The sequence below is a fragment of the Photobacterium kagoshimensis genome, from assembly GCF_050337045.1.
In the GTDB taxonomy this organism is placed as follows: domain Bacteria; phylum Pseudomonadota; class Gammaproteobacteria; order Enterobacterales; family Vibrionaceae; genus Photobacterium; species Photobacterium kagoshimensis.
Window position 1 is genome coordinate 1 of sequence record NZ_JAKJSO010000028.1, and the last position, 20092, is coordinate 20092.

Consider the following 20092-nt stretch of genomic DNA (forward strand, 5'->3'; position numbering starts at 1 on the left):
TGCGAGTGCGAGGCATTGAGCTAACCTGTACTAATTGCCCGTGAGGCTTAACCATACAACACCCAAGGGGTTTTACGGACTCCATAAACGCTTGAATGCGTGTTAAGAACGATATTGAAACTAGTTAGATTTTCCCAGATTGTATTTATCGCCTGATGGCGGTGAATAACCCGAATTTGCTTGGCGACCATAGCATTATGGACCCACCTGATCCCATGCCGAACTCAGTAGTGAAACGTAATAGCGCCGATGGTAGTGTGGGGTCTCCCCATGTGAGAGTAGGTCATCGCCAGGCTTCAAATTTAGATATTCATTCTTGAACGGTGAATATCGGATAGACAGGCAACTGTTTATCACCGTGTGGAGCGGTAGTTCAGTTGGTTAGAATACCGGCCTGTCACGCCGGGGGTCGCGGGTTCGAGTCCCGTCCGCTCCGCCACTTATTCAGACAGAGTTAAGTCTTTAAAATAACTAATAGGGGTGTAGCTCCAATTGGCAGAGCAGCGGATTCCAAATCCGCGTGTTGGGAGTTCGAATCTCTCCACCCCTGCCATCTTTAAGGCTCTAGCAGAAATGCTGGAGCCTTTTTCGTTTCTAGCGTTTAGTGCTCAAGCAGCGGATTCACCGATATCGAAAATCAGCGCGTGTTGGGCGTTCGGATCTCTCCACCCCTGCCATCTTTAAGGCGCTAGCAGAAATGCTGGCGCCTTTTTCGTTTCTAGCGTTTAGTGCTCAAGCAGCGGATTCACCGATATCGACAATCAGCGCGTGCTGGGTGTTCGGATCTCTCCACCCTTGCCATCTTTAAGGCGCTAGCAGAAATGCTGGCGCCTTTTTCGTTTCTAGCGTCTAGTGCTCAAGCAGCGGATTCACCGATATCGACAATCAGCGCGTGCTGGGCGTTCGGCTCTCTCCACCCCTGCCATCTTTAAGGCGCTAGCAGAAATGCTGGCGCCTTTTTCGTTTCTAGCGTTTAGTGCTCAAGCAGCTGATTCACCGATATCGACAATCAGCGCGTGTTGGGAGTTCGGCTCTCTCCACCCCTGCCATCTTTAAGGCGCTAGCAGAAATGCTGGCGCCTTTTTCGTTTCTAGCGTTTAGTGCTCAAGCGGCGGATTCACCGATATCGACAATCAGCGCGTGCTGGGCGTTCGAATCTCTCCACTCCTGCCATCTTTAAGGCGCTAGCAGAAATGCTGGCGCCTTTTTCGTTTCTAGCGTTTAGCACTCAAGCCGCGGATTCACCGATATCGACAATCAGCGCGTGTTGGGCGTTCGGCTCTCTCCACCCCTGCCATCTTTAAGGCTCTAGCAGAAATGCTGGCGCCTTTTTCGTTTCTAGCGTTTAGTGCTCAAGCAGCGGATTCACCGATATCGACAATCAGCGCGTGTTGGGCGTTCGGATCTCTCCACCCCTGCCATCTTTAAGGCGCTAGCAGAAATGCTGGCGCCTTTTTCGTTTCTGGTGTGTGGAGGTGATGTGTTGATAGTCTTATTCAGGAAAATGAGTGCTGTTGTTGAATCTATTTCTCAGTTATTTGATACACAAGAACGACTTACAATATAGAGGCCGTTCTTTATTTTAGAGTAAAATAATTTAATTGATTTATGGTGTAGATATAAATTCTATAGATTCTTGTTTTAATTTAAGTATAGCTTGAGTATCTACTTCGCTTATTTTTCTCATGACACTATCTACATTGTAATGTGAGTAAATAACGCCATTTGAGTATATTTTATTTTCAATAAAGTATCCGGTGTCTTTATAGCTGGTTATAATGAATGAACGTTTATCATCAGGTTTGTTAGTATCTAATATATCAATGCCAGAGCTAAACGAGTTGACATCATCTTGAACGCCTAAATAGTTTTTTAATAAGGTTGGAGCAATATCTACGTGTGTTGTTGTCTTAGCTTCTTCGCTTTGTGATTTATTTTTTGGATGATAAATTATTAACGGTACTTTTGATTGGTATTTGCTATAGTTTGAACCATGCCCCCAGTGGCCAACTTTATTATCATTAAATTCTTCAGCGTGATCACCTGTAATAATAATAACGGTATTTTCAAGTTGCCCTGTTTCACGAAGCTTATTTTCTATAGATTCAAATAATGTATCAATATAGTGTAGTGAGTTTTTATATTTGTTAAATACTGCGGCGATAGATTCTTTATTGTTATTTAAAAAGGCTGACTCATTCCCTGCGACAGGAGTGTATTTTTCATTATTTTTAGGGTAGTCATAAAAACTATGTGAAGAATTATAGAAAATAAACTTAAACCAAGGTGCAATAGATTGCTCTGATAAGGAGGAGATTAATGTTTCATTTAAAGCTTTATCATTTTCGAACGGGCGGCCCTCATCTATATAGTGGTAATTATCATCATTAATTTCACCAAAAAAAATAGGCTTAAGATTAAATCGCTCTAAGTTTGTTGATGTATAAATATCAATATCATAATTTAATTCACCTAGACGCCTTGTAAGTAAGCTTTGGTTTTGTAATGGTTGAGATTGAGCATACGTTAAATATGTGGGATGCAAACCAGAAAACAATCCAAATAATCCTGATACAGTCACATTCCCACTGCTGTAGTGGTTAGTATAGTTTGTTGCTAGTTTTGAAAACTGATACATATTTGGCATAACATCAGGGGTTAAGCTATCAAATCTCCAACTTTCAAGGACGACGAGAAGAATGTTCTTTCTGTCTGCTACATCTTTAAATTTCAGTTCTTTTTTTGGGTAATCTAGGTTGAAACCTATGTTATCAGTATTAGTTTGATAATCTATATTAGGTATGACTTCAGATATATCGCTTACCAGTCCATGTGATGTTGTTGGATAGTAGTAAGGGAATACCGGGGTATGGCTTGTTATATTGGTGGTGTTGTAATAAAAAGCAACGGCGTGAATGGTCTGATTGATAATAAATATAGCCAATGCAAGCATGTTTATTAATAGGGTTTTACGATCTTTGTTGTTAATCAATATCGGGAAGAAATTAAAAACAAACACAATTGCAGTTACTACGCCTGCTAATAATAAAGCCCCAAAAGAGAATCCAAACCCTTTAAAATCCTTAATGACCATTTCTAAAAATACAATGTCAATATGGAAGTTATAAACCTTGAAAACCGCTAAGTTAGTTAAAAGGAATAGGTCTAATATAGATTTTAAACTTAAAGATAAGTAAACCCCTGCTCTCCATATGTGAAGTACAGAGCAAAATATGGGAATTAATAAAACTAGAGTGTAATAATAAAGAGGTATGCTATACAAATAGATAGTATCTATTATACCAATAGTATCAAAAGACATGGTAGCGTAAGATAAAGCAATGACAATCGTTAGTAAGCCACTAAATAAAAATGTGTTATAGGTTTCTTTTAGGTTAATTATCACTTGCTGAAGAGGGTTTAATAGAAAGCTGATGTTATCGTTTTCTTTCATATGAATACCTAAGTAACATATTTATTAAAAGCGATAATCCTAGCACGAAATATTCATTGTTAGGTGCATAAATCAGCTTTTAAAGTAAGAAAACTCTATTTATTTCATCTTTGAGTATTAATGACTTAGTGAGTATTACTTTATTACACCACTGACAAAAACAATAACTATCGCTTTTTAATTGGATGATTATTGAGTGAATAAAAGTACTTACTCTATTTCATATGCATCTAATGTTTATTTATCGCTTGAGTCGATGTTTTTCTAACGGCGTTGGCACTATGAGGGAATGTTGTTAGTACTTTGAGTATTTAACGCTTTCTGGTTTACAAAACATATCATCGTTGGAGTCAGTACATTGATCGTTGTTTTATTGTTGGAAGGGGAGCTTAACAAAATAAACAATGATGATTGCCTAAAGTTAGTGTGGAAAAAGCATAGGAGGTGCTATCTTGTGATTTTCATATATAAAAACTGGAACGACTATGCCTCACCTTCGTTTTCGTGCAATCGATGCGCAACATGTTCAAGCGATCTCCACTCAGCTTGTTGATGCGTTACAGCCATTGATGAATTGCCCACGAGAAGATTTTACGATAGAACATATCCCTTCAACTTTTGTTTTTGACGGTAAGGTTTCTCAAGCATATCCTTTTGTCGAAGTCTTTTGGTTTGATCGTGGCCAAGAGGTACAAGATGCTGTTGCTGTACATCTGACGACACTTGTCCGTCAGGCGATGACAAACGAGAGCCAAGATGTCGCTGTTATTTTTACTGCGCTAACACCAAGTGCTTATTATGATAATGGCGAGCATTATTAATAGGTGCGCGGTAAGATACGTCGATAAGTGACGCTACTGTTAGATAAAGCATAAGTGAGAACTTATGCTTTTTTATTGGAGGTAAAATGGCGCGTTATATTCGAATTTTAATTGTCACAGGTGTTCTACTGGCAGCGGGTACCGTTGGTTTTACTGAATGGTCATTTAAGGTGACACAAACCCCAGAATTGGCGACCAATATTAAAACAGTAATGCCTAAGTATTCCTATAATTGCATCACGAAACAGAACGTTTTGCCGCTTGATGTTGATGGTAAATTACATGTGACTGTGTGGAATATTTATAAGCAGCAAAGAGACAATTGGCAAACAGCATTACAAGAATACAGTGCTGGTAGCCAGTTAGTATTGTTGCAAGAGGCAAATCTTACAGCGGGGTTAGCGGATTATCTGCGTAATACATCTTGGCAAGTGACAATGGCAAATGCTTTCAAGTTCCTTGATACATCCGCTGGCGTTATGAACTTATCTGGTGCGAGTGCAAATAAAACCTGTGCTTACTTGTCGATGGAGCCGTGGCTACAATTACCTAAATCAGCACTTTTTGCGCGTTATCTGTTATCTAATGGCCAAGAACTGGCCGTGGTTAATTTACACGGTGTGAACTTTACCTTAGGTGTTGATGAGTATGAAATTCAGATGGCGAAGCTTGAACGTGTATTAGCAACGCACTCTGGCCCTATGATTTTAGCTGGCGACTTTAATAGTTGGCGTCAGGCGAGAGTGGATATTGTTGAGGCGATAACGGGAAGGCTAGGGTTACGAGAGATAGAGCTGGGCAATGATCAACGGATCAAAGTACTTGGTCAGCCGTTAGACCATCTTTACTACCGAGGTTTGTCACTTATAAAAGCGGAGGCACCATTAACAGATGCCTCCGATCACAATCCAATTATCGCGAGCTTTAAGGTTAAGCTAATGCGATCATCAGTGGCCAAACAACAATAACCAGCAACCAAGGTAGTGCTGCAACTATGATAGCTTTGGCACGATCAAAGTCTGTCCATGCGCCAACAGCCGCATAGGTAAGTGCAATATACCAAGGTGCTAACAATGGCATGGTCGTCATGAAAGGCGACCATGGATTATTTAACGGTAACTTAAGTAAGCCGTTTAAGCTGTTCAAGTCAGCTGCATTTGGCAGTATGTTTGCTGGATTAAACATAATGTTAATGTAGCTGGCAAGATCGCCTATAACTGATGGCATCATGATAAAGCATGATGCTGCTAGCCATTTGCCAAAACTGATCGTGTACTGGCTACCTTTCGTCGCAAGGTTTAACCATAGCGCTAAGATGAATAGTACCGCGGTACGCCCAACAAGGTCACTGAACACTTCACCGGCAAGCAGTACTTCTTTGGTGAGCCAGGCTTGCTGGACTTCATGATCAACATTGCTTAGCTGCGCTGTCAGTACTTGCTGTAACCAGGGCAAATCAACATTGTTGAAATAGGCGCCCCACATAATGACAGAGCCAAACATGATCAGCAGGTACGCTAACCATGACCACTTAGGACGTTCATGAACAGCTGCAAAACAGTCGATAGGTGAACGGAAAATATCAACCAATGCTACGAGTGGGTTTTTAGACGGGCTCATACGCTTACCTTAGTCACATCAACATACAGTTTGAGTTGTTGGCCTGGTTTTAGGTATTTTTGGCCACCAAGTTGGTTCCATTTCACTACGTCTGAGACTTTGACTTTATAACGTTTTGCAATTGTACTTAGGTTATCACCTTGGCGGATTTTGTAGTAAACCGTACGGATGATTTCGCCGTCGTTACTGTCTTTCCAAATCGTTAATTTCTGACCGACACGCAGTGTTTTCTTTTTGCTTAAACCATTCCATTTGGTTAATTGATCAATAGAGACATTCTGCTTACGAGCAATGGTCCACAAGCTATCACCTGATTTGACCTTGTAGATAGTACGATAGCCACCGCCATGACTGCTTTGGCTACGAACTTGCTGAAGTGCTGCTGATAGCTCGCTACTTTCACCATCTTGTAGTGCAACAGGGATCAGGATGTGCTTACCAACACGAATGTTAGTGTTACTCATATTGTTTGCACGCTGGATCTGCTTCACTGAGGTGTGATTACGCTTTGCTAACACACTTAGAGAGTCACCAGATTTCACTTTATAGCGAACAACCTTCATGCCTTGGTGATTACTCGCAGCAAATTGTTTATTAAAGCGAGCCACCTTATTAATAGGCAGTAATAGGTCGTTATTGTTATCGGGTGATGTCGCCCAAGAGTTATAGGCTGGATTCAGCTTCTGTAAATCAGCGGTCTTGATGCCGGCATAACGTGCCGCCATGCCTAAATCCATTTGAATGCCAGGTTTAACCACGGCCACTGCTGGCTTATTGGCTACCATAGGGATAGATAAACCATACTTTTTCTGGTTTTTAATCACATCAGCAACGGCATAGAGCTTAGGGACATAGCCACTGGTTTCTTTTGGTAAGCTCAGTGACCAAAAGTCGGTTGGTTTACCTGCTGCTTTGTTGTTGCGAATAGCGCGGAATACTCGACCTTCACCTGTGTTGTAAGCGGCAAGTGCATGCTGCCAGTTACCATCAAATTTACGGTTAAGGTACTCGAGAAGGTCTAGAGCAGCTCGTGTTGACTCTACAACATCACGGCGACCGTCGTACCACCAGTTTTGCTCTAGGCCAAAGCTACGGCCTGTCGGGGGCGTAATTTGCCAAAGACCCGCCGCACGACCGTGCGAGTAGGCAAATTGGTCAAATGAACTTTCAACGATAGGTAAAAGTGCAAGTTCAAGTGGAAGATCGCGCTCTTCAACGGCCTCAACGATTAAGTATAAGAAGGGCTCTGCACGTTTTGCGACAGTTTCAAGGTGATTGGGATGCTTTAAATACCAGTTACGGTAGCGTCGAACATCTTTATTTTCAGGGATAGCATCGGTATCAATTTGCATACCAATACGAAGCCACAAGTCTTCTTGTTCTTGTGGCGAGATCACTTTGATTTCTGGTTTGACAATAGGAGGAGTGACAACCGTCTTCGCAGGTTTGACTTGCGTTGAAGCCTCTTTGGGCTCTTGGTTTGTGTTTGCTTGTTCTTCTACTGTATTTGTTAATTGGCAACCAGCCAGAAATAGCGCACTTGCTAAAAAAAATCGGGACTTCATTGTTCCTGCCTAAAGCCAAAATGGTTGGTGATAATACTTGTCCAACCACCTTAGTGACAAGTGACACAGGTCAAAATTCGTCTTTCCAACGACGCAGCGCGGCGAAGGTTTCAAGGTCACTATCATTAACTGCTTTATCAGCAACGCTTTTTTTGATATTCGGTTGATCACAGCGTAAGAAAGGATTAATTAATTTTTCTTGTCCCATGGTCGAAGGAATGGTGCTAATTCCTTGCGCTCGCTTACGGCTTACCTCTTCACGGTAGCGTTGTAAGTGTGGATTGGTTTGCTCAGCGACCAAAGCAAAAGATAAATTACTCGAGGTATATTCATGGGCACAATAGACTTCGGTTTCGTCAGGCAGTGCCGCAAGCTTTTGGAGTGAGTTAAACATTTGTTCAGGCGAGCCTTCAAATAAACGGCCACAACCTGCAGAGAAGAGAGTATCACCACAGAAAAGCTTTTCATCACCCACATAGGCGACATGTCCAAGTGTGTGTCCTGGTAAACCAAGTACCATAAAACGCTCACCAAAAAGTTCCACTTGGTCGCCATCAGAGACGGATTGCGAAATCCCAGGGATTGGCTCATTGGCTGGCCCTACGATGTTGCATTGTGGTGCATAACGCTTGAGTTCGCTTATTCCACCAATATGATCATGATGGTGATGCGTAATTAGGATGGCATCTAAGGTGAGTTGTTGCTCTTCTAATACCTTGATAACAGGGGTGGCATCACCGGGATCGACAACCACACAATGATTATCTTGACTGTGAATTAGCCAGATGTAATTGTCATTAAATGCAGGTATGCTTTGAATCGTTAGCATTAAATTTGTCTCCAACCTTTAAGGTATTGAGCAATACATATGAAGCCAGCGCGGACATTAAAACATATTGAAGCGCCATACACTTGGTCACAAGTGAAGCATGGCGAATGGATGGCGAAGCAGCTACAGGCACACCTTGATGAGTGGTGCCCAAAACTGTTTGGCTATCATATGCTGAAACTTGGAGGGCTCAGTTGTGAACTCGCTAGTGGGCATTGTAACATCCAACATCAGGTATGTATTGATCAGTATAATCCGTTACATAACGTCATTGCAGATACGCAGCACTTACCTTTTTTAAAAAAATCATTTGATACTTGTTTGCTTGCTCACCAGCTTGATTATTGTAATGATCCTCACCGTTTGTTGCGTGAAGTTGATCGCGTTATGGTTGATGATGGTTATTTGATTTTAACGGGATCAAATCCAGTAAGCTGGCTCGGCGTAAAGGGCTTGTTACCTTGGAATCGCAAGAAATACCCGTGGAATGGGCAGATGTTTATGCCGATGCGAGTAAAAGACTGGCTTGGCGTGTTGAATTATGAAGTGGTGTATAGCGATAAATTTGCAGTATTACCAGCCACTCAGCATCTAGCATGTTCAGCGTGGGCGGAAAGTGCCTTATCAGAACACTTCCCATCGTTGGGAGGGTTATATTTTATTGTGGCACGTAAGCGTACCTACCCATTGAAGCCGATTAAACCCACTTGGAAATTAAGACGCCAACTTACACCGTTGCGGGTTAATTAGTCTTTGTCGCAGAATCGTATTTTTTAAGTTGCTTGATAGCCTTCATCTGGCTGCGTTGGCGATTCAGCCGCTGCGCGTGCTAAATCATCACAACGTTCATTTTCAGGGTGTCCAGCGTGCCCCTTGACCCAGTGCCAATTCACGGTATGGCGTTGGGTTTCAATATCCAGTTGCTGCCATAAATCGGCATTTTTTACTGGTTTCTTATCCGCAGTTTGCCAGCCACGTTTTTTCCAGTTATGGATCCATTGCGTAATGCCTTGGCGAACATATTGGCTATCGGTGGTTAAATCGACCATGCACGGTTCTTTGAGGCTGGCTAATCCGACGATGGCTGCTAGTAGCTCCATGCGGTTGTTTGTTGTCATGAAATAGCCAGCGGAAAGTTCTTTTTCGTGTTGCTTATAGCGTAAAACCGTCCCGTAACCACCAGGTCCTGGATTACCTAAACACGATCCATCTGTGAAAATGTCTACCTGCTTGGTCATATTTGATAGTATGCGTCTTAGAGAAAACTTGAGTCTGACACAATCGCCATTATGAAAAAAGCTACTGATCACCGAATTATTGTCTTCGATACCGAAACAACAGGTATGAATATGACGGGCCCACACTATGAGGGTCACCGTATTGTTGAAATTGGCGCTGTTGAAATCATCAACCGCAAATTCACGGGTAACACCTTCCACGTTTATATCAAACCGGATCGTGCTATCGATGAAGAGGCGGTCGGTGTTCACGGTATTACCGATGAATTCTTATTAGATAAGCCGACTTATGGTGAGATCCACCAAGAGTTCATGGATTTCATCCAAGGGGCCGAACTTGTCGCTCATAACGCGCCCTTCGATATCGGCTTTATGGACTATGAGTTCAGTAAGCTCGACCCATCGATAGGGAAGACAGAAGATTTTTGTAAGGTTACAGATACCTTGGATATGGCGAAAAAGCTATTTCCTGGTAAGCGAAATAATCTAGATATCTTATGTTCGCGTTACGGTATTGATAACTCACACCGTACGCTTCACGGCGCATTGCTCGATGCCGAGATCCTTGCTGACGTTTACTTAATGATGACGGGTGGACAAACCTCTCTTGCATTAAGTGCGGATAGCAACAATGAGGATGGTGTCGAAAAAGTCATCAAACGCTTAGCTTCTGGTCGCAAAACATTAAAGGTTATCCGTGCATCTGCCGATGAATTAAAAGCGCACGAAGAACGTTTAGATGTGATCAAAGGTGACCCGATGTGGCGCCAGTAGGAGATGTATGCCACGGTTATTGATATTGCTGCTATTTCTACCGATATTTTCTTGGGCGCAAGAAAATACGCAGATGTCATGGCTTGATAACCGCTTTCGAGTTGATCCTACCGTTGAGCAAGTTTCTTTTATGGTGAAGCGCGACAAAGAGAGTAACTCTGTCGTGCTGGTTCGCCCTGATGGCACGAAATATTATGCGTGGCGTCACCCTAAGAATGTGTCGTGGTATGAAGAGCAGGGCGTCGATATTATTTCTATCGAAAACCCAATGCCAGGGCCATGGCAGGCCGTCGGGCGAGTGACGCCTAAAAACAAAATTGATGTGTTATCGGATCTTCGTTTAGATATTGATGACTTACCGTCGCGCCTTTATCAATCAGAAACCCTTAAGTTTACAGCTCGCTTACTGCAAGGTGATCAATTACTGACTTCTCGTGATTTTCTTGATCGTGTAAAACTTCAAGTTGAATTTTTAGAATACGTTGAAAACCCTGAAGCGCTGCCTGAAAAGTCCCGTCCAAGCCCGGTTATTTTAGGGGAGTTTACCGATGATGGTATTGGTTTTGATGAATACCCAGGCGATGGTGTGTTTACCGTTGCACTGCCAGTCGATATCCAGCCGGGTAAATATCGAGCACGCGTGTCATCGCAAAATGGCATCTTTTTGCGAACATTTGAACAGCAGGTTTTAATCTACCCACCGCCTTTAACTGCAGACTTTATTCAAGGTCGCGATCAAATAGAGCCGCATCAATTTGTTGTGACGCCGGAGATGGGGGCAATTGTACCAGGGTCTTTAGCTGCCCATATTGAACAGATTGATCCTGAAGGCAAATCAACTATCACGCAAGGCCATGCCACAGGTGATCAAGAAGGGTTAAAGTTCACAATCCCAAACCTTGGTGAACCGGGACAGTATGGGTGGTCGGGATGGCTATACGCGACAGACTTATTAAATAATCGCGAGCTGATTTTTGGTTTGCCAAAGAAACATTTCGCGATACAAGCTGAGTTACAACTGGATCGAAACTTAGAAGATTTTCGTCATCAACAGCAACTTAAAGCACAAGCAGAGGAAGATGCACGATTAGCCGCAGAGCAGGCTTTAGCTCGCTCAAAGGCGATAAAGGTGATCATGGGGAGTAACATCTTATTGGTTGTCTTGGTGGTGGCTGGTGGCTTTATTTGGCGTAAGTGGAAAACGAAAAAAGTGATAGCCAAAGCACTGGATGACGTAGAAAACGAAGATCCCGAAGAAGAGGTTAAATCAGCTTAGTCTGTAGGTTAATTAATGAGGTTAGCCTTGTTCTCAGCATAAAAAGGGAAGCCGAAGCTTCCCTTTTTGGATCCTACGTTACTGTTACTTCGAGATGAGATACAAACTGCCTTATGCGGCATTCCCCATCGTCTTATCAGCTTGTAACGGTGCTGCTGCAAGCTCTTGTGGGTCAAAATCATCCACATTAATCGTGCGTAATCGGCCTTCTTCAGCTTTACGTAATAGGTCTGCTTCTTGCTCGTTAATCGCATTGAGGCTTAGCCCTGTATCTGCCAATTTACCCAGTTGCATGAAGGGGTACTTTTTACCTGCAGCCTGGCAAACGCGATCGTAGATAGGCTCAGCAGCTAAAATATCTTTCAGTGCTTTTTCCATCATGCCTGCTGCATTATTTTCAACGGCTTCGAAGAATTGCCCACGACCTAAGCGGCTACGGCTTTCACAAGGTGTTTGTAAAATACGAGCGACTTTATGGTCGAGCTTATCGGTTGGTTTTTGACGACCCAGCCCCATCGGGAAGAGCACGATACGCAGTAAGCCAGCGACAGGACGATTTGGGAAATTACGTAAAAATTGGTCCAATGCCTGTTCTGTTTGGTAGAGCGAATCTTGCATACCCCAGTGAACTAATGGTAGGTCGTCTTTTTTCTCGCCCTCTTCGCTAAAGCGTTTCAGCGTAGCGGAAGCAAGGTAGAGCTGACTCAATACATCGCCTAATCGTGCTGAAAGACGCTCTTTACGTTTCAGTGAACCGCCTAAAACAACCATGGATATATCTGCAAGTAGTGCAAGGTTGGCACTATAGCGATTGAGTTGTTGATAATAACGGGCTGTTTGATCTTTGCGTGGGGTATTAGAACCTCGGCCATCAGTTACGCCCAGCCAGAATGAACGCACCACATTACTGATCACAAAGCCGACATGGCCAAACAGTGAGTTATCAAACTCATTAAGTGCTTGCTCTTCGTTATCGTTGTAAGCAGCATTCATTTCTGCAAGCACGTAAGGGTGACAGCGGATCGCCCCTTGACCAAAGATGATCATCGAACGCGTCAGAATGTTAGCGCCTTCTACCGTTACAGCGATAGGCGCACCTTGGTAGCCACGAGCGAGGAAGTTACTCGGCCCCATACAGATACCTTTACCGCCTGCGATGTCCATTGCGTCAATCACGCTTTGCTGGCTGCGGTGGGTACAGTGATATTTGACGATGGCTGAGATCACTGAGGGTTTCTCACCAAGGTCGATACCTGCGACAGTCAGGCTACTGGCGGCATCCATCACATAAGTGTTACCTGCAATACGCGCCAGTGGTTCTTCAATACCTTCCATTTTACCGATTGGTAATTTGAACTGGCGGCGAATACGCGCATACGCCCCTGTTGCTAACGCTGCTGTTTTTAGGCCGCCAGTGGCGTTTGACGGTAAGGTGATACCACGTCCTACCGACAAACACTCCACCAGCATACGCCAGCCTTGGCCTGCCATCTCTTGGCCACCAATGATGAAGCTAATCGGGACAAAAACTTTTTCACCTTGAGTCGGCCCATTTTGGAACGGTACATTGAGCGGGAAATGGCGACGACCAATTTTGATGCCGTGAATATCGGTTGGAATAAGGGCACAGGTGATACCGAGCTCTTCTTCATCACCGAGATGATGCTCAGGATCGAACAATTTAAAAGCGAGACCAAGCACAGTCGCAACAGGTGCCAGTGTGATATAGCGTTTGTTCCACGTTAACTCCATTCCGAGTACTTCTTCACCTTGCCACATCCCTTTTTTAACGATACCAAAATCAGGGATAGAGCCTGCATCAGAGCCCGCTTCAGGGCTGGTCAGTGCGAAACAAGGGATTTCTTTACCTTCTGCTAGGCGGGGTAAGTAGTGGTTTTTCTGATCTTCTGTGCCGTAGTGTTGCAGCAGCTCACCTGGGCCTAAAGAGTTAGGGACACCAACCGTCGAAGAAAGCACACCTGACACACCGGTCAGTTTTTGCAGGACGAGAGATTGTGCGTAGGCTGAAAAATCTAACCCACCATATTCTTTCTTGATGATCATGGCGAAGAACTTGTGCTCTTTTAGGTATTGCCAAATCTCAGGGGGGAGATCAGCCAGTTCATGGGTGATCTGGTAGTCATTGGTCATGCGGCATACTTCGTTAACAGGGCCGTCAAGAAAGGCTTTTTCCTCGGCACTTAAACGGGGTGCGGGGATGTCATGCATTTTGTTCCAATCTGGCGCGCCGCGAAATAAATCAGCCTCCCACCATACCGTACCGGCATCAATAGCTTCTTTTTCAGTACGAGACATTTCAGGCATCACTTTTTTAAACATGCCTAAAGCGGGTTTGCTGAGCAGTTGCTTACGCACCGATGGGATGTTCAAAGGAATAGCAAGGGCTAAGAAAATGAGCCAGCTAAATTGCCCTGTAACATTGAGCACGGTGCCAATGGCGAGACCTGCGGCAATAGCAAGCGTGAAGGTACGTAGGTTCGCGCGATGGTAGGCGAGTAACCCGATTAAACCGATCAGACCGAGCAGGTACACAAAAGTGACCATGGTGATTCTCCTTAATCTTGGTGCGACTAATTTTTTAATTATGTATGTCGTTGTAGGTACGTTTTATGCTAGGTAAGAGGTCTTACCACTTGTGATAATTGTAAGTGCTTTTTTAATGAAATGTAAAATACTTTTCTGCTCTGAAAGTGAACAGTTACATAACCAGAGGTTGTGAAGCCCTTGCTATTACTGGGGTTGACTAAGATCAGTAAGATGCATTTTTGACCTTGCTAAAAAAATAAATAGGTCTAACATACGCATATCTTGTGATATTGCTCACGTTCCTGAGCTGTTTGTTATTTAGTCAGACCTTCATGCTTCCTTGCTTAAGCGTGTTCATAGGTTGGTTTTGGCTGCTCATCCTCAGTGACAATATCCACCTTTATTTGTTGCCTTACCCGAACTCCGACTGACACATGCCCGCCGGAATCCCTCTTTCGGGTTGACAGCTATTTCTGTTGAATCTGTTGCTTAATAGCAGGAGCTCGTTGTGTTGTTATTTCATGCTTTGCGACAAGCGTGGGCGGAAGGCTTTTCTTTCTCCAAAATTCGTGCTGATTTAATTGCGGGTATTACCGTAGGTGTTGTAGCTATTCCATTGGGGATGGCATTGGCGATTGCTGTGGGCGTTCCGCCGCAACATGGTCTTTATACGGTTATTGTCGCTGGTTTACTGGCTGCATTATTTGGTGGGTCTCGTTTTAATATTACGGGGCCAACAGCAGCGTTTGTCGTTATTTTGTTGCCAATTACCCAACAGTACGGTTTATCTGGCTTGATGCTGGCGACCTTGATGTCGGGCATGATTCTGGTGTTAATGGGCTTACTGCGTCTTGGTCAGCTGGTGGCGTATGTGCCATACCCAGTTACAACGGGCTTTACTGCGGGCATTGGTTTGGTGATTGCCTTCTTGCAATTGAAAGACTTACTGGGCCTGCATGTTGCGACTAACGCGGTGCATTTCCCTGAAAAAGTCATGGCTTACGCACAGGCATTACCCACCATTAACGGTGCCGATGCCGCAGTAGGTTTTGCCACCATTGCTATCTTTATTGGTTGGGCGAAATTAAAAACACGTATTCCACCGCATGTGGTGGCATTAGTAACTGGTACTGTTATTGCTTTAATTGTGAATAACATGACAGGGGCACACGTTGGCTTATTGGGTGAGAAATTCCAATATCAAATTGGTGATCTGATTGGCCAAGGTATTCCTCAGGTGCTACCGCAATTTATTCTGCCTTGGGGCGAAGATGGCATGAACTGGGCGCTGGTGGTGGATTTATTACCAGCGGCATTCACTATTGCCATGCTAGGTTGTATTGAGTCGCTACTGTGTGCCGTTGTCGCGGATGGTATGACAGGGAAAAAGCATAACCCAGATGCAGAGCTAGTTGGGCAAGGCCTAGCGAATATGGTCGTACCATTTTTTGGTGGTATTCCAGCGACTGCAGCTATTGCACGTACCGCGACTAACATTCGTGCTGGTGGTTTCTCGCCATTGTCAGCCATTGTGCATGCGTTATTTGTGTTAGCGGCCATGATCGTACTGGCGCCTGCTCTGTCTTACGTGCCGATGAGCGCCTTGGCGGGTCTGCTGATTATGGTTGCGTGGAATATGTCGGAAGCGCCGCACTTTGTTCATACACTAAAAGTTGCCCCACGCCGTGACGTCGCGGTTTTGTTGACCTGTTTCAGCTTAACCGTAGTATTCGATATGGTGGTTGCCGTCGTCGTGGGCTTATTACTTGCAGGTGTGCTGTTTATTCAACGCATTGCGAGCCTGACAACGGTTTCTGTTAGCCAATCTCACCAACACTTAGAGTTAGGTGATGATGTGGTGGTGTATGATATTAATGGCCCGTTATTTTTTGCGGCAAGTGAAAAAGCCTTCGCTGTGATTGATAATGCGTTAAGCGATACACGCGCCGTGGTCTTGGATTTTACAGACGTAACCACTATCGATATTACTGCGATCCATGCCTTGGAAAATGCGGTAGACCGTATTCGTGATTACCCGGTGTATTTTTATGGTGTAGCCCCTCACGTGGCAGTAAAACTAACCAATGCGGGTGTCTTGGCGGGCGAAAATATTGCGCTAGTGGCGGATGTTGCAGCATTACGTCAGCAATTAGCGCAAAACGCTGACAATGTCTCGGTTCAGGAGTCGACACCCTCGACTGTTTCTTTGTACACTGCTGATACTGGCGCGTAATAGTGCAAGGGACGTAAGGCGTCCCTTGTTTTAGCGCGTATTAACGAATAATAAGAGAATAGCCTATGTACCAAGATCTTATTCGTGCAGAGCTAACCGAAGCTGCTGACGTATTAAACCGCTTTCTAAGTGATGACAAAAATATGGCCGACATTGAAGCGGCTGCTAAGTTATTGGCTGCGTCTTTCAAGCAGGGCGGGAAAGTATTGTCATGTGGTAATGGTGGTTCTCACTGTGACGCTATGCACTTTGCAGAGGAATTGACAGGTCGTTACCGTGAAAATCGTCCTGGCTACCCTGGTATTGCGATTTCTGATCCAAGTCATCTGTCGTGTGTAAGTAACGATTTTGGTTACGACCATGTATTTTCACGTTACCTTGAAGCTGTTGGCTCAACGGGTGATGTATTGTTTGGTCTATCAACCTCAGGTAATTCAGGCAATATTTTAAAAGCGATTGAAGCCGCTCATGCTAAAGGCATGAAAGTGATCGCGCTGACGGGTAAAGACGGCGGTAAAATGGCGGGTCTTGCGGATGTTGAAATTCGCGTTCCACACTTTGGCTTTGCTGATCGTATTCAAGAAGTACATATTAAGATCATTCATATCTTGATCATGCTGGTTGAAAAGGAAATGGTCGCTGAATAATCCTTTTACTTGAGGTTAGTTGGCTGAGCAGGTACAACTAACCTTATGTGAAGAATGATTACGTTTAGCGTTTAATAAAGGGCATACAGGAATATGTGTGAATTGCTTGGCATGAGCGCCAATGTGCCAACCGATATTTGCTTCAGCTTTACAGGCTTGATGCAACGTGGCGGGAATACCGGCCCGCACCGCGATGGCTGGGGGATAACGTTTTATGAAGGGAAAGGCTTTCGTACGTTTAAAGATCCTAACCCAAGCTGTAAATCACGTATTGCTGAGTTGGTACAAGAATACCCAATAAAGAGCTGCGCTGTAGTGAGTCATATTCGTCAGGCTAACCGTGGTGGTGTGTGTTTAGAAAATACGCACCCTTTTACGCGGGAGTTGTGGGGGCGTTATTGGACGTTTGCTCACAATGGCCAATTGACGGATTATCAATCGCTAGCGACAGGCCGTTTTCAGCCCGTGGGTGATACAGACAGTGAAATGGCTTTTTGTTGGTTACTGAACCAACTTGACGCTAAATTTCCTCAGCGCCCAACAGACACTGATGAGCTGTATGGCTTCATGGCACTGTGCTGCGATGAGCTTCGTAAGCTGGGTGTGTACAACATGCTATTGAGTGATGGTGATGATGTGGTGACTTACTGCACCAATAATTTGCATTGGATCACTCGTCGAGCACCCTTTGGTCAAGCATCATTGATTGATGAAGATGTGACTATCGACTTTAATCAGGAAACGACACCGAATGATGTGGTGACTGTTGTTGCAACTCAGCCGCTGACCAATGATGAAAATTGGCACAAAATGGTGGCAGGGGAAATGAATGTTTTTCACTTTGGTGAGCAGATTTTCCACCAAGTATCACCGCAGTAAACACATTTGATCTGTTGCTCAACACATTGAAAGCCTTACACGATACATAAAAAAACGCAGTCAATTTACATTGGCTGCGTTTTTTATTGCTTGTCGTTTAGCGAGAGGTTATACCCCCAACGATCTTAATGGGCACTAATCGTCAGTGGCATAACCGTGCAAAGCTAAGGTATTACCATCCAAAGCGGCTTGACCATCCACCATGGCTAGGCGTTCATTGATAAACCAATGCGCGACAAGTGGGTAGATGCGATGTTCTTGCTCTTGGACGCGAGAGAAAATATCCTCCACGCGATCATCAGCAAAAATAGGCACTTTAGCTTGTAAAATAACCGGGCCTCCGTCGAGCTCTTCCGTGACGAAGTGAACACTTGTACCATGTTCAGTATCACCAGCATCCAGTGCACGCTGATGTGTGTGAAGCCCAGGGTATTTAGGTAATAGCGAGGGATGAATGTTAATCATCTTCCCTTGATAGTGACGAACAAAGTCACGACTTAGGATCCGCATAAAACCAGCAAGTATAATAAGATCAGGTTGATAGGCATCGATTTTAGTGATCATCGCCTTATCAAAGGTTTCTCTATCGCTAAAGTCAGCAGCAGAGAGATGTAAAGCATCGACATTGGCTTGTCGAGCTCGCTCTAAACCATAAGCATCCGCTTTGTTAGATAGCACGGCTGCGACATTCGCGTTCGCAATTGTGCCATTTTCACAAGCGTCTAAAATTGCTTGAAGGTTCGAGCCATTTCCTGAGATCAGGACAACGATATTTTTCATTGCCGTATCGCCTTACTTAATTTCGACCTGCTCTTCGCCAGCTTCAACGTTGGCAATCTCACCTAGTAGCCAAGCGTTTTCGCCTTCAGCTTTTAGGATCTCGATGGCTTGTGCTGCTTGCTCTTGAGGAAGAGCAATCACGAGGCCAACACCACAGTTGAAAGTACGGTACATTTCGTAAGTTTCAACATTACCGGCCTGTTGTAGCCAGTTAAAGATTGAAGGCCACTGCCAGCTTGAGCCATCAACAACCGCTTTAGTACCTTCAGGTAATACGCGAGGGATGTTTTCCCAGAAGCCACCACCTGTGATGTGTGAAATTGCGTGAACATCGCAGCTTTCCATCATCTTTAGCGTTGATTTTACGTAGATTTTAGTTGGTGTAAGCAGGTGTTCTGCTAATGATTTACCTTCTAATTCTTCGTTTAGATCAGCATTTGAAACTTCGATGATCTTACGGATTAATGAGTAACCGTTCGAGTGTGGGCCACTTGAGCCAACTGCGATTAGCGCATCGCCAGCTTTTACTTTAGTACCATCGATAACTTCAGATTTTTCAGCAACACCAACACAGAAGCCAGCAACGTCGTAATCTTCGCCGTGGTACATGCCTGGCATCTCTGCCGTTTCGCCACCAATCAATGAACAACCAGACTGTACGCAACCTTCGCCAATACCGGCAACAACAGCTGCTGCTGTATCGATATCGAGTTTGCCTGTTGCGTAGTAATCAAGGAAGAATAGCGGCTCTGCACCTTGAACGATAAGGTCGTTCACACACATAGCAACTAAGTCGATACCAATAGTATCGTGTTGTTTCAGATCCATCGCTAAACGTAGTTTTGTCCCTACGCCATCGGTGCCTGATACCAATACTGGCTCTTTATATTTGGTAGGTAGGGAACACAAAGCACCAAAACCACCAATACCGCCCATTACTTCAGGGCGACGAGTGCGCTTAACCACACCTTTAATACGATCAACCAACGCATTACCCGCATCGATATCAACACCAGCATCTTTGTAACTAAGAGAAGAATTATTGCCGCTCACAAGAGTTTCCTCACGGTATGTACACCAAACACATTAAATAATCGTACTGATTTAGGCGATTATTTAATGTGGCTGAAGCTGAAATCGTGGGTATGATAACAGCAGTCGCGGCGGAAAGGGAAACGTTTGCGTCAATATTTTTAGTTTGCGAAATCGCGACGAATATTGGTGGTATTTTAAGCGCTGGTTCTATGGTGCAGATCTGTGGTGAAAAAAAGCGTAGAGCAATGGCCGACGAATTTAAAAATGACCTTACAGTCGTGAAGCGAGTAGCCACTGAATGATAAGAGAGCCCACGTGCTTAGACAAACGTTTGCTTAAAGAAGCAACAAACACGCAAAAAAAGCGTATTTAAGTGAATGAGTCGCTAAAATTT

17 protein-coding genes, 2 tRNA genes and 1 rRNA gene are annotated in these 20092 nt (G+C 44.2%); 12 read left to right on the forward strand and 8 right to left on the reverse strand.

What is annotated here, in order from left to right; all coding sequences use genetic code 11:
* The first annotated feature begins 179 nt into the window (after positions 1 to 179).
* The 3 genes from rrf (at position 180) to L4C35_RS21425 (ending at position 553) form a co-directional block, all read left to right on the forward strand.
* Positions 180 to 295 (forward strand): 5S ribosomal RNA (gene rrf, locus L4C35_RS21415).
* A 67-nt stretch (positions 296 to 362) separates the two neighbouring features.
* Positions 363 to 439 (forward strand) — tRNA-Asp (locus tag L4C35_RS21420).
* Positions 440 to 476: 37 nt separating this feature from the next.
* Positions 477 to 553, forward strand: a tRNA-Trp gene (locus L4C35_RS21425).
* A 1053-nt stretch (positions 554 to 1606) separates the two neighbouring features.
* Here L4C35_RS21425 and L4C35_RS21430 read toward each other — a convergent pair.
* Positions 1607 to 3454, reverse strand: coding sequence for a sulfatase-like hydrolase/transferase (locus L4C35_RS21430; RefSeq protein WP_428464799.1), 1848 nt, complete (start codon positions 3452 to 3454; stop codon positions 1607 to 1609).
* Between the two features lie 485 nt (positions 3455 to 3939).
* Between L4C35_RS21430 and L4C35_RS21435 the strand changes: the two genes are divergently transcribed.
* Positions 3940 to 4275 (forward strand): DUF1904 domain-containing protein, encoded by a 336-nt coding sequence (locus L4C35_RS21435; RefSeq protein WP_428464800.1) that lies wholly within the window; start codon positions 3940 to 3942, stop codon positions 4273 to 4275.
* A gap of 86 nt (positions 4276 to 4361) precedes the next feature.
* On the forward strand, positions 4362 to 5243 hold the full coding sequence (locus L4C35_RS21440; RefSeq protein ID WP_428464801.1) for an endonuclease/exonuclease/phosphatase family protein: 882 nt from the start codon (positions 4362 to 4364) through the stop codon (positions 5241 to 5243).
* On the opposite strand, the gene L4C35_RS21445 is transcribed toward L4C35_RS21440, so the two are convergent.
* From L4C35_RS21445 to gloB, 3 genes are all read right to left on the reverse strand, one after another.
* Complete coding sequence (locus tag L4C35_RS21445) at positions 5206 to 5895, reverse strand: YIP1 family protein (RefSeq protein WP_428464802.1); 690 nt, start codon at positions 5893 to 5895, stop codon at positions 5206 to 5208. The two genes, L4C35_RS21440 and L4C35_RS21445, sit on opposite strands and share 38 nt — an antisense overlap.
* Positions 5892 to 7460, reverse strand: coding sequence for a LysM peptidoglycan-binding domain-containing protein (locus L4C35_RS21450; protein WP_428464803.1), 1569 nt, complete (start codon positions 7458 to 7460; stop codon positions 5892 to 5894). The genes L4C35_RS21445 and L4C35_RS21450 overlap by 4 nt, the downstream gene beginning before the upstream one ends.
* Before the next feature lie 70 nt (positions 7461 to 7530).
* Positions 7531 to 8289, reverse strand: coding sequence for a hydroxyacylglutathione hydrolase (gene gloB, locus L4C35_RS21455; RefSeq protein WP_428464804.1), 759 nt, complete (start codon positions 8287 to 8289; stop codon positions 7531 to 7533).
* Between the two features lie 39 nt (positions 8290 to 8328).
* Here gloB and L4C35_RS21460 point away from each other — a divergent pair, with 39 nt between their 5' ends.
* Positions 8329 to 9039: a methyltransferase domain-containing protein gene (locus tag L4C35_RS21460; RefSeq protein ID WP_428464805.1), complete on the forward strand. Its 711-nt coding sequence runs from the start codon at positions 8329 to 8331 to the stop codon at positions 9037 to 9039.
* 23 nt (positions 9040 to 9062) lie between these two features.
* Here L4C35_RS21460 and rnhA read toward each other — a convergent pair whose 3' ends face one another.
* The gene (rnhA, locus tag L4C35_RS21465; protein ID WP_428464806.1) at positions 9063 to 9527 is read right to left on the reverse strand and encodes a ribonuclease HI; all 465 of its coding nucleotides are present in this window, start codon (positions 9525 to 9527) and stop codon (positions 9063 to 9065) included.
* Between the two features lie 51 nt (positions 9528 to 9578).
* Between rnhA and dnaQ the strand changes: the two genes are divergently transcribed.
* Both dnaQ and L4C35_RS21475 read left to right on the forward strand, forming a co-directional pair.
* The gene (gene dnaQ / locus L4C35_RS21470; protein WP_428464807.1) at positions 9579 to 10301 is read left to right on the forward strand and encodes a DNA polymerase III subunit epsilon; all 723 of its coding nucleotides are present in this window, start codon (positions 9579 to 9581) and stop codon (positions 10299 to 10301) included.
* A gap of 7 nt (positions 10302 to 10308) precedes the next feature.
* Positions 10309 to 11577 (forward strand): TIGR03503 family protein, encoded by a 1269-nt coding sequence (locus L4C35_RS21475; RefSeq protein ID WP_428464808.1) that lies wholly within the window; start codon positions 10309 to 10311, stop codon positions 11575 to 11577.
* A 111-nt stretch (positions 11578 to 11688) separates the two neighbouring features.
* Here L4C35_RS21475 and fadE read toward each other — a convergent pair whose 3' ends face one another.
* Positions 11689 to 14142 (reverse strand): acyl-CoA dehydrogenase FadE, encoded by a 2454-nt coding sequence (fadE, locus tag L4C35_RS21480; protein WP_428464809.1) that lies wholly within the window; start codon positions 14140 to 14142, stop codon positions 11689 to 11691.
* A gap of 490 nt (positions 14143 to 14632) precedes the next feature.
* Here fadE and dauA point away from each other — a divergent pair, with 490 nt between their 5' ends.
* The 3 genes from dauA (at position 14633) to L4C35_RS21495 (ending at position 17883) form a co-directional block, all read left to right on the forward strand.
* Positions 14633 to 16357 carry a C4-dicarboxylic acid transporter DauA gene (dauA, locus tag L4C35_RS21485; RefSeq protein WP_428464810.1) on the forward strand — a complete coding sequence of 575 codons (1725 nt, stop codon included), beginning with the start codon at positions 14633 to 14635 and terminating at the stop codon, positions 16355 to 16357.
* A gap of 65 nt (positions 16358 to 16422) precedes the next feature.
* On the forward strand, positions 16423 to 17004 hold the full coding sequence (gene lpcA / locus L4C35_RS21490; RefSeq protein WP_428464811.1) for a D-sedoheptulose 7-phosphate isomerase: 582 nt from the start codon (positions 16423 to 16425) through the stop codon (positions 17002 to 17004).
* A gap of 93 nt (positions 17005 to 17097) precedes the next feature.
* On the forward strand, positions 17098 to 17883 hold the full coding sequence (locus L4C35_RS21495) for a class II glutamine amidotransferase (protein ID WP_428464812.1): 786 nt from the start codon (positions 17098 to 17100) through the stop codon (positions 17881 to 17883).
* Positions 17884 to 18018: 135 nt separating this feature from the next.
* Here the strand turns inward: L4C35_RS21495 and purN are convergent, their stop codons facing one another.
* Positions 18019 to 18663: a phosphoribosylglycinamide formyltransferase gene (gene purN, locus L4C35_RS21500; RefSeq protein WP_428464813.1), complete on the reverse strand. Its 645-nt coding sequence runs from the start codon at positions 18661 to 18663 to the stop codon at positions 18019 to 18021.
* Between the two features lie 12 nt (positions 18664 to 18675).
* Entirely contained in the window at positions 18676 to 19716 is a 1041-nt protein-coding gene (gene purM / locus L4C35_RS21505) for a phosphoribosylformylglycinamidine cyclo-ligase (protein WP_428464814.1), read from the reverse strand.
* 68 nt (positions 19717 to 19784) lie between these two features.
* Here purM and L4C35_RS21510 point away from each other — a divergent pair, with 68 nt between their 5' ends.
* Positions 19785 to 20000, forward strand: a complete 216-nt coding sequence (locus L4C35_RS21510) for a hypothetical protein (protein ID WP_428464815.1) — start codon at positions 19785 to 19787, stop codon at positions 19998 to 20000.
* The last annotated feature ends 92 nt before the right edge of the window (positions 20001 to 20092 follow it).

Excerpts from the sequence above, each read along its gene's own strand:
- L4C35_RS21445 (WP_428464802.1), bottom strand. The coding sequence starts at position 5,895 with ATGAGCCCGTCTAAAAACCCACTCGTAGCATTGGTTGATATTTTCCGT.
- L4C35_RS21440 (WP_428464801.1), top strand. The coding sequence starts at position 4,362 with ATGGCGCGTTATATTCGAATTTTAATTGTCACAGGTGTTCTACTGGCA.
- L4C35_RS21430 (WP_428464799.1), bottom strand. The coding sequence starts at position 3,454 with ATGAAAGAAAACGATAACATCAGCTTTCTATTAAACCCTCTTCAGCAA.
- lpcA (WP_428464811.1), top strand. The coding sequence starts at position 16,423 with ATGTACCAAGATCTTATTCGTGCAGAGCTAACCGAAGCTGCTGACGTA.
- fadE (WP_428464809.1), bottom strand. The coding sequence starts at position 14,142 with ATGGTCACTTTTGTGTACCTGCTCGGTCTGATCGGTTTAATCGGGTTA.
- gloB (WP_428464804.1), bottom strand. The coding sequence starts at position 8,289 with ATGCTAACGATTCAAAGCATACCTGCATTTAATGACAATTACATCTGG.
- L4C35_RS21460 (WP_428464805.1), top strand. The coding sequence starts at position 8,329 with ATGAAGCCAGCGCGGACATTAAAACATATTGAAGCGCCATACACTTGG.
- purN (WP_428464813.1), bottom strand. The coding sequence starts at position 18,663 with ATGAAAAATATCGTTGTCCTGATCTCAGGAAATGGCTCGAACCTTCAA.
- rnhA (WP_428464806.1), bottom strand. The coding sequence starts at position 9,527 with ATGACCAAGCAGGTAGACATTTTCACAGATGGATCGTGTTTAGGTAAT.
- L4C35_RS21475 (WP_428464808.1), top strand. The coding sequence starts at position 10,309 with ATGCCACGGTTATTGATATTGCTGCTATTTCTACCGATATTTTCTTGG.
- L4C35_RS21435 (WP_428464800.1), top strand. The coding sequence starts at position 3,940 with ATGCCTCACCTTCGTTTTCGTGCAATCGATGCGCAACATGTTCAAGCG.
- dnaQ (WP_428464807.1), top strand. The coding sequence starts at position 9,579 with ATGAAAAAAGCTACTGATCACCGAATTATTGTCTTCGATACCGAAACA.
- L4C35_RS21450 (WP_428464803.1), bottom strand. The coding sequence starts at position 7,460 with ATGAAGTCCCGATTTTTTTTAGCAAGTGCGCTATTTCTGGCTGGTTGC.
- L4C35_RS21495 (WP_428464812.1), top strand. The coding sequence starts at position 17,098 with ATGTGTGAATTGCTTGGCATGAGCGCCAATGTGCCAACCGATATTTGC.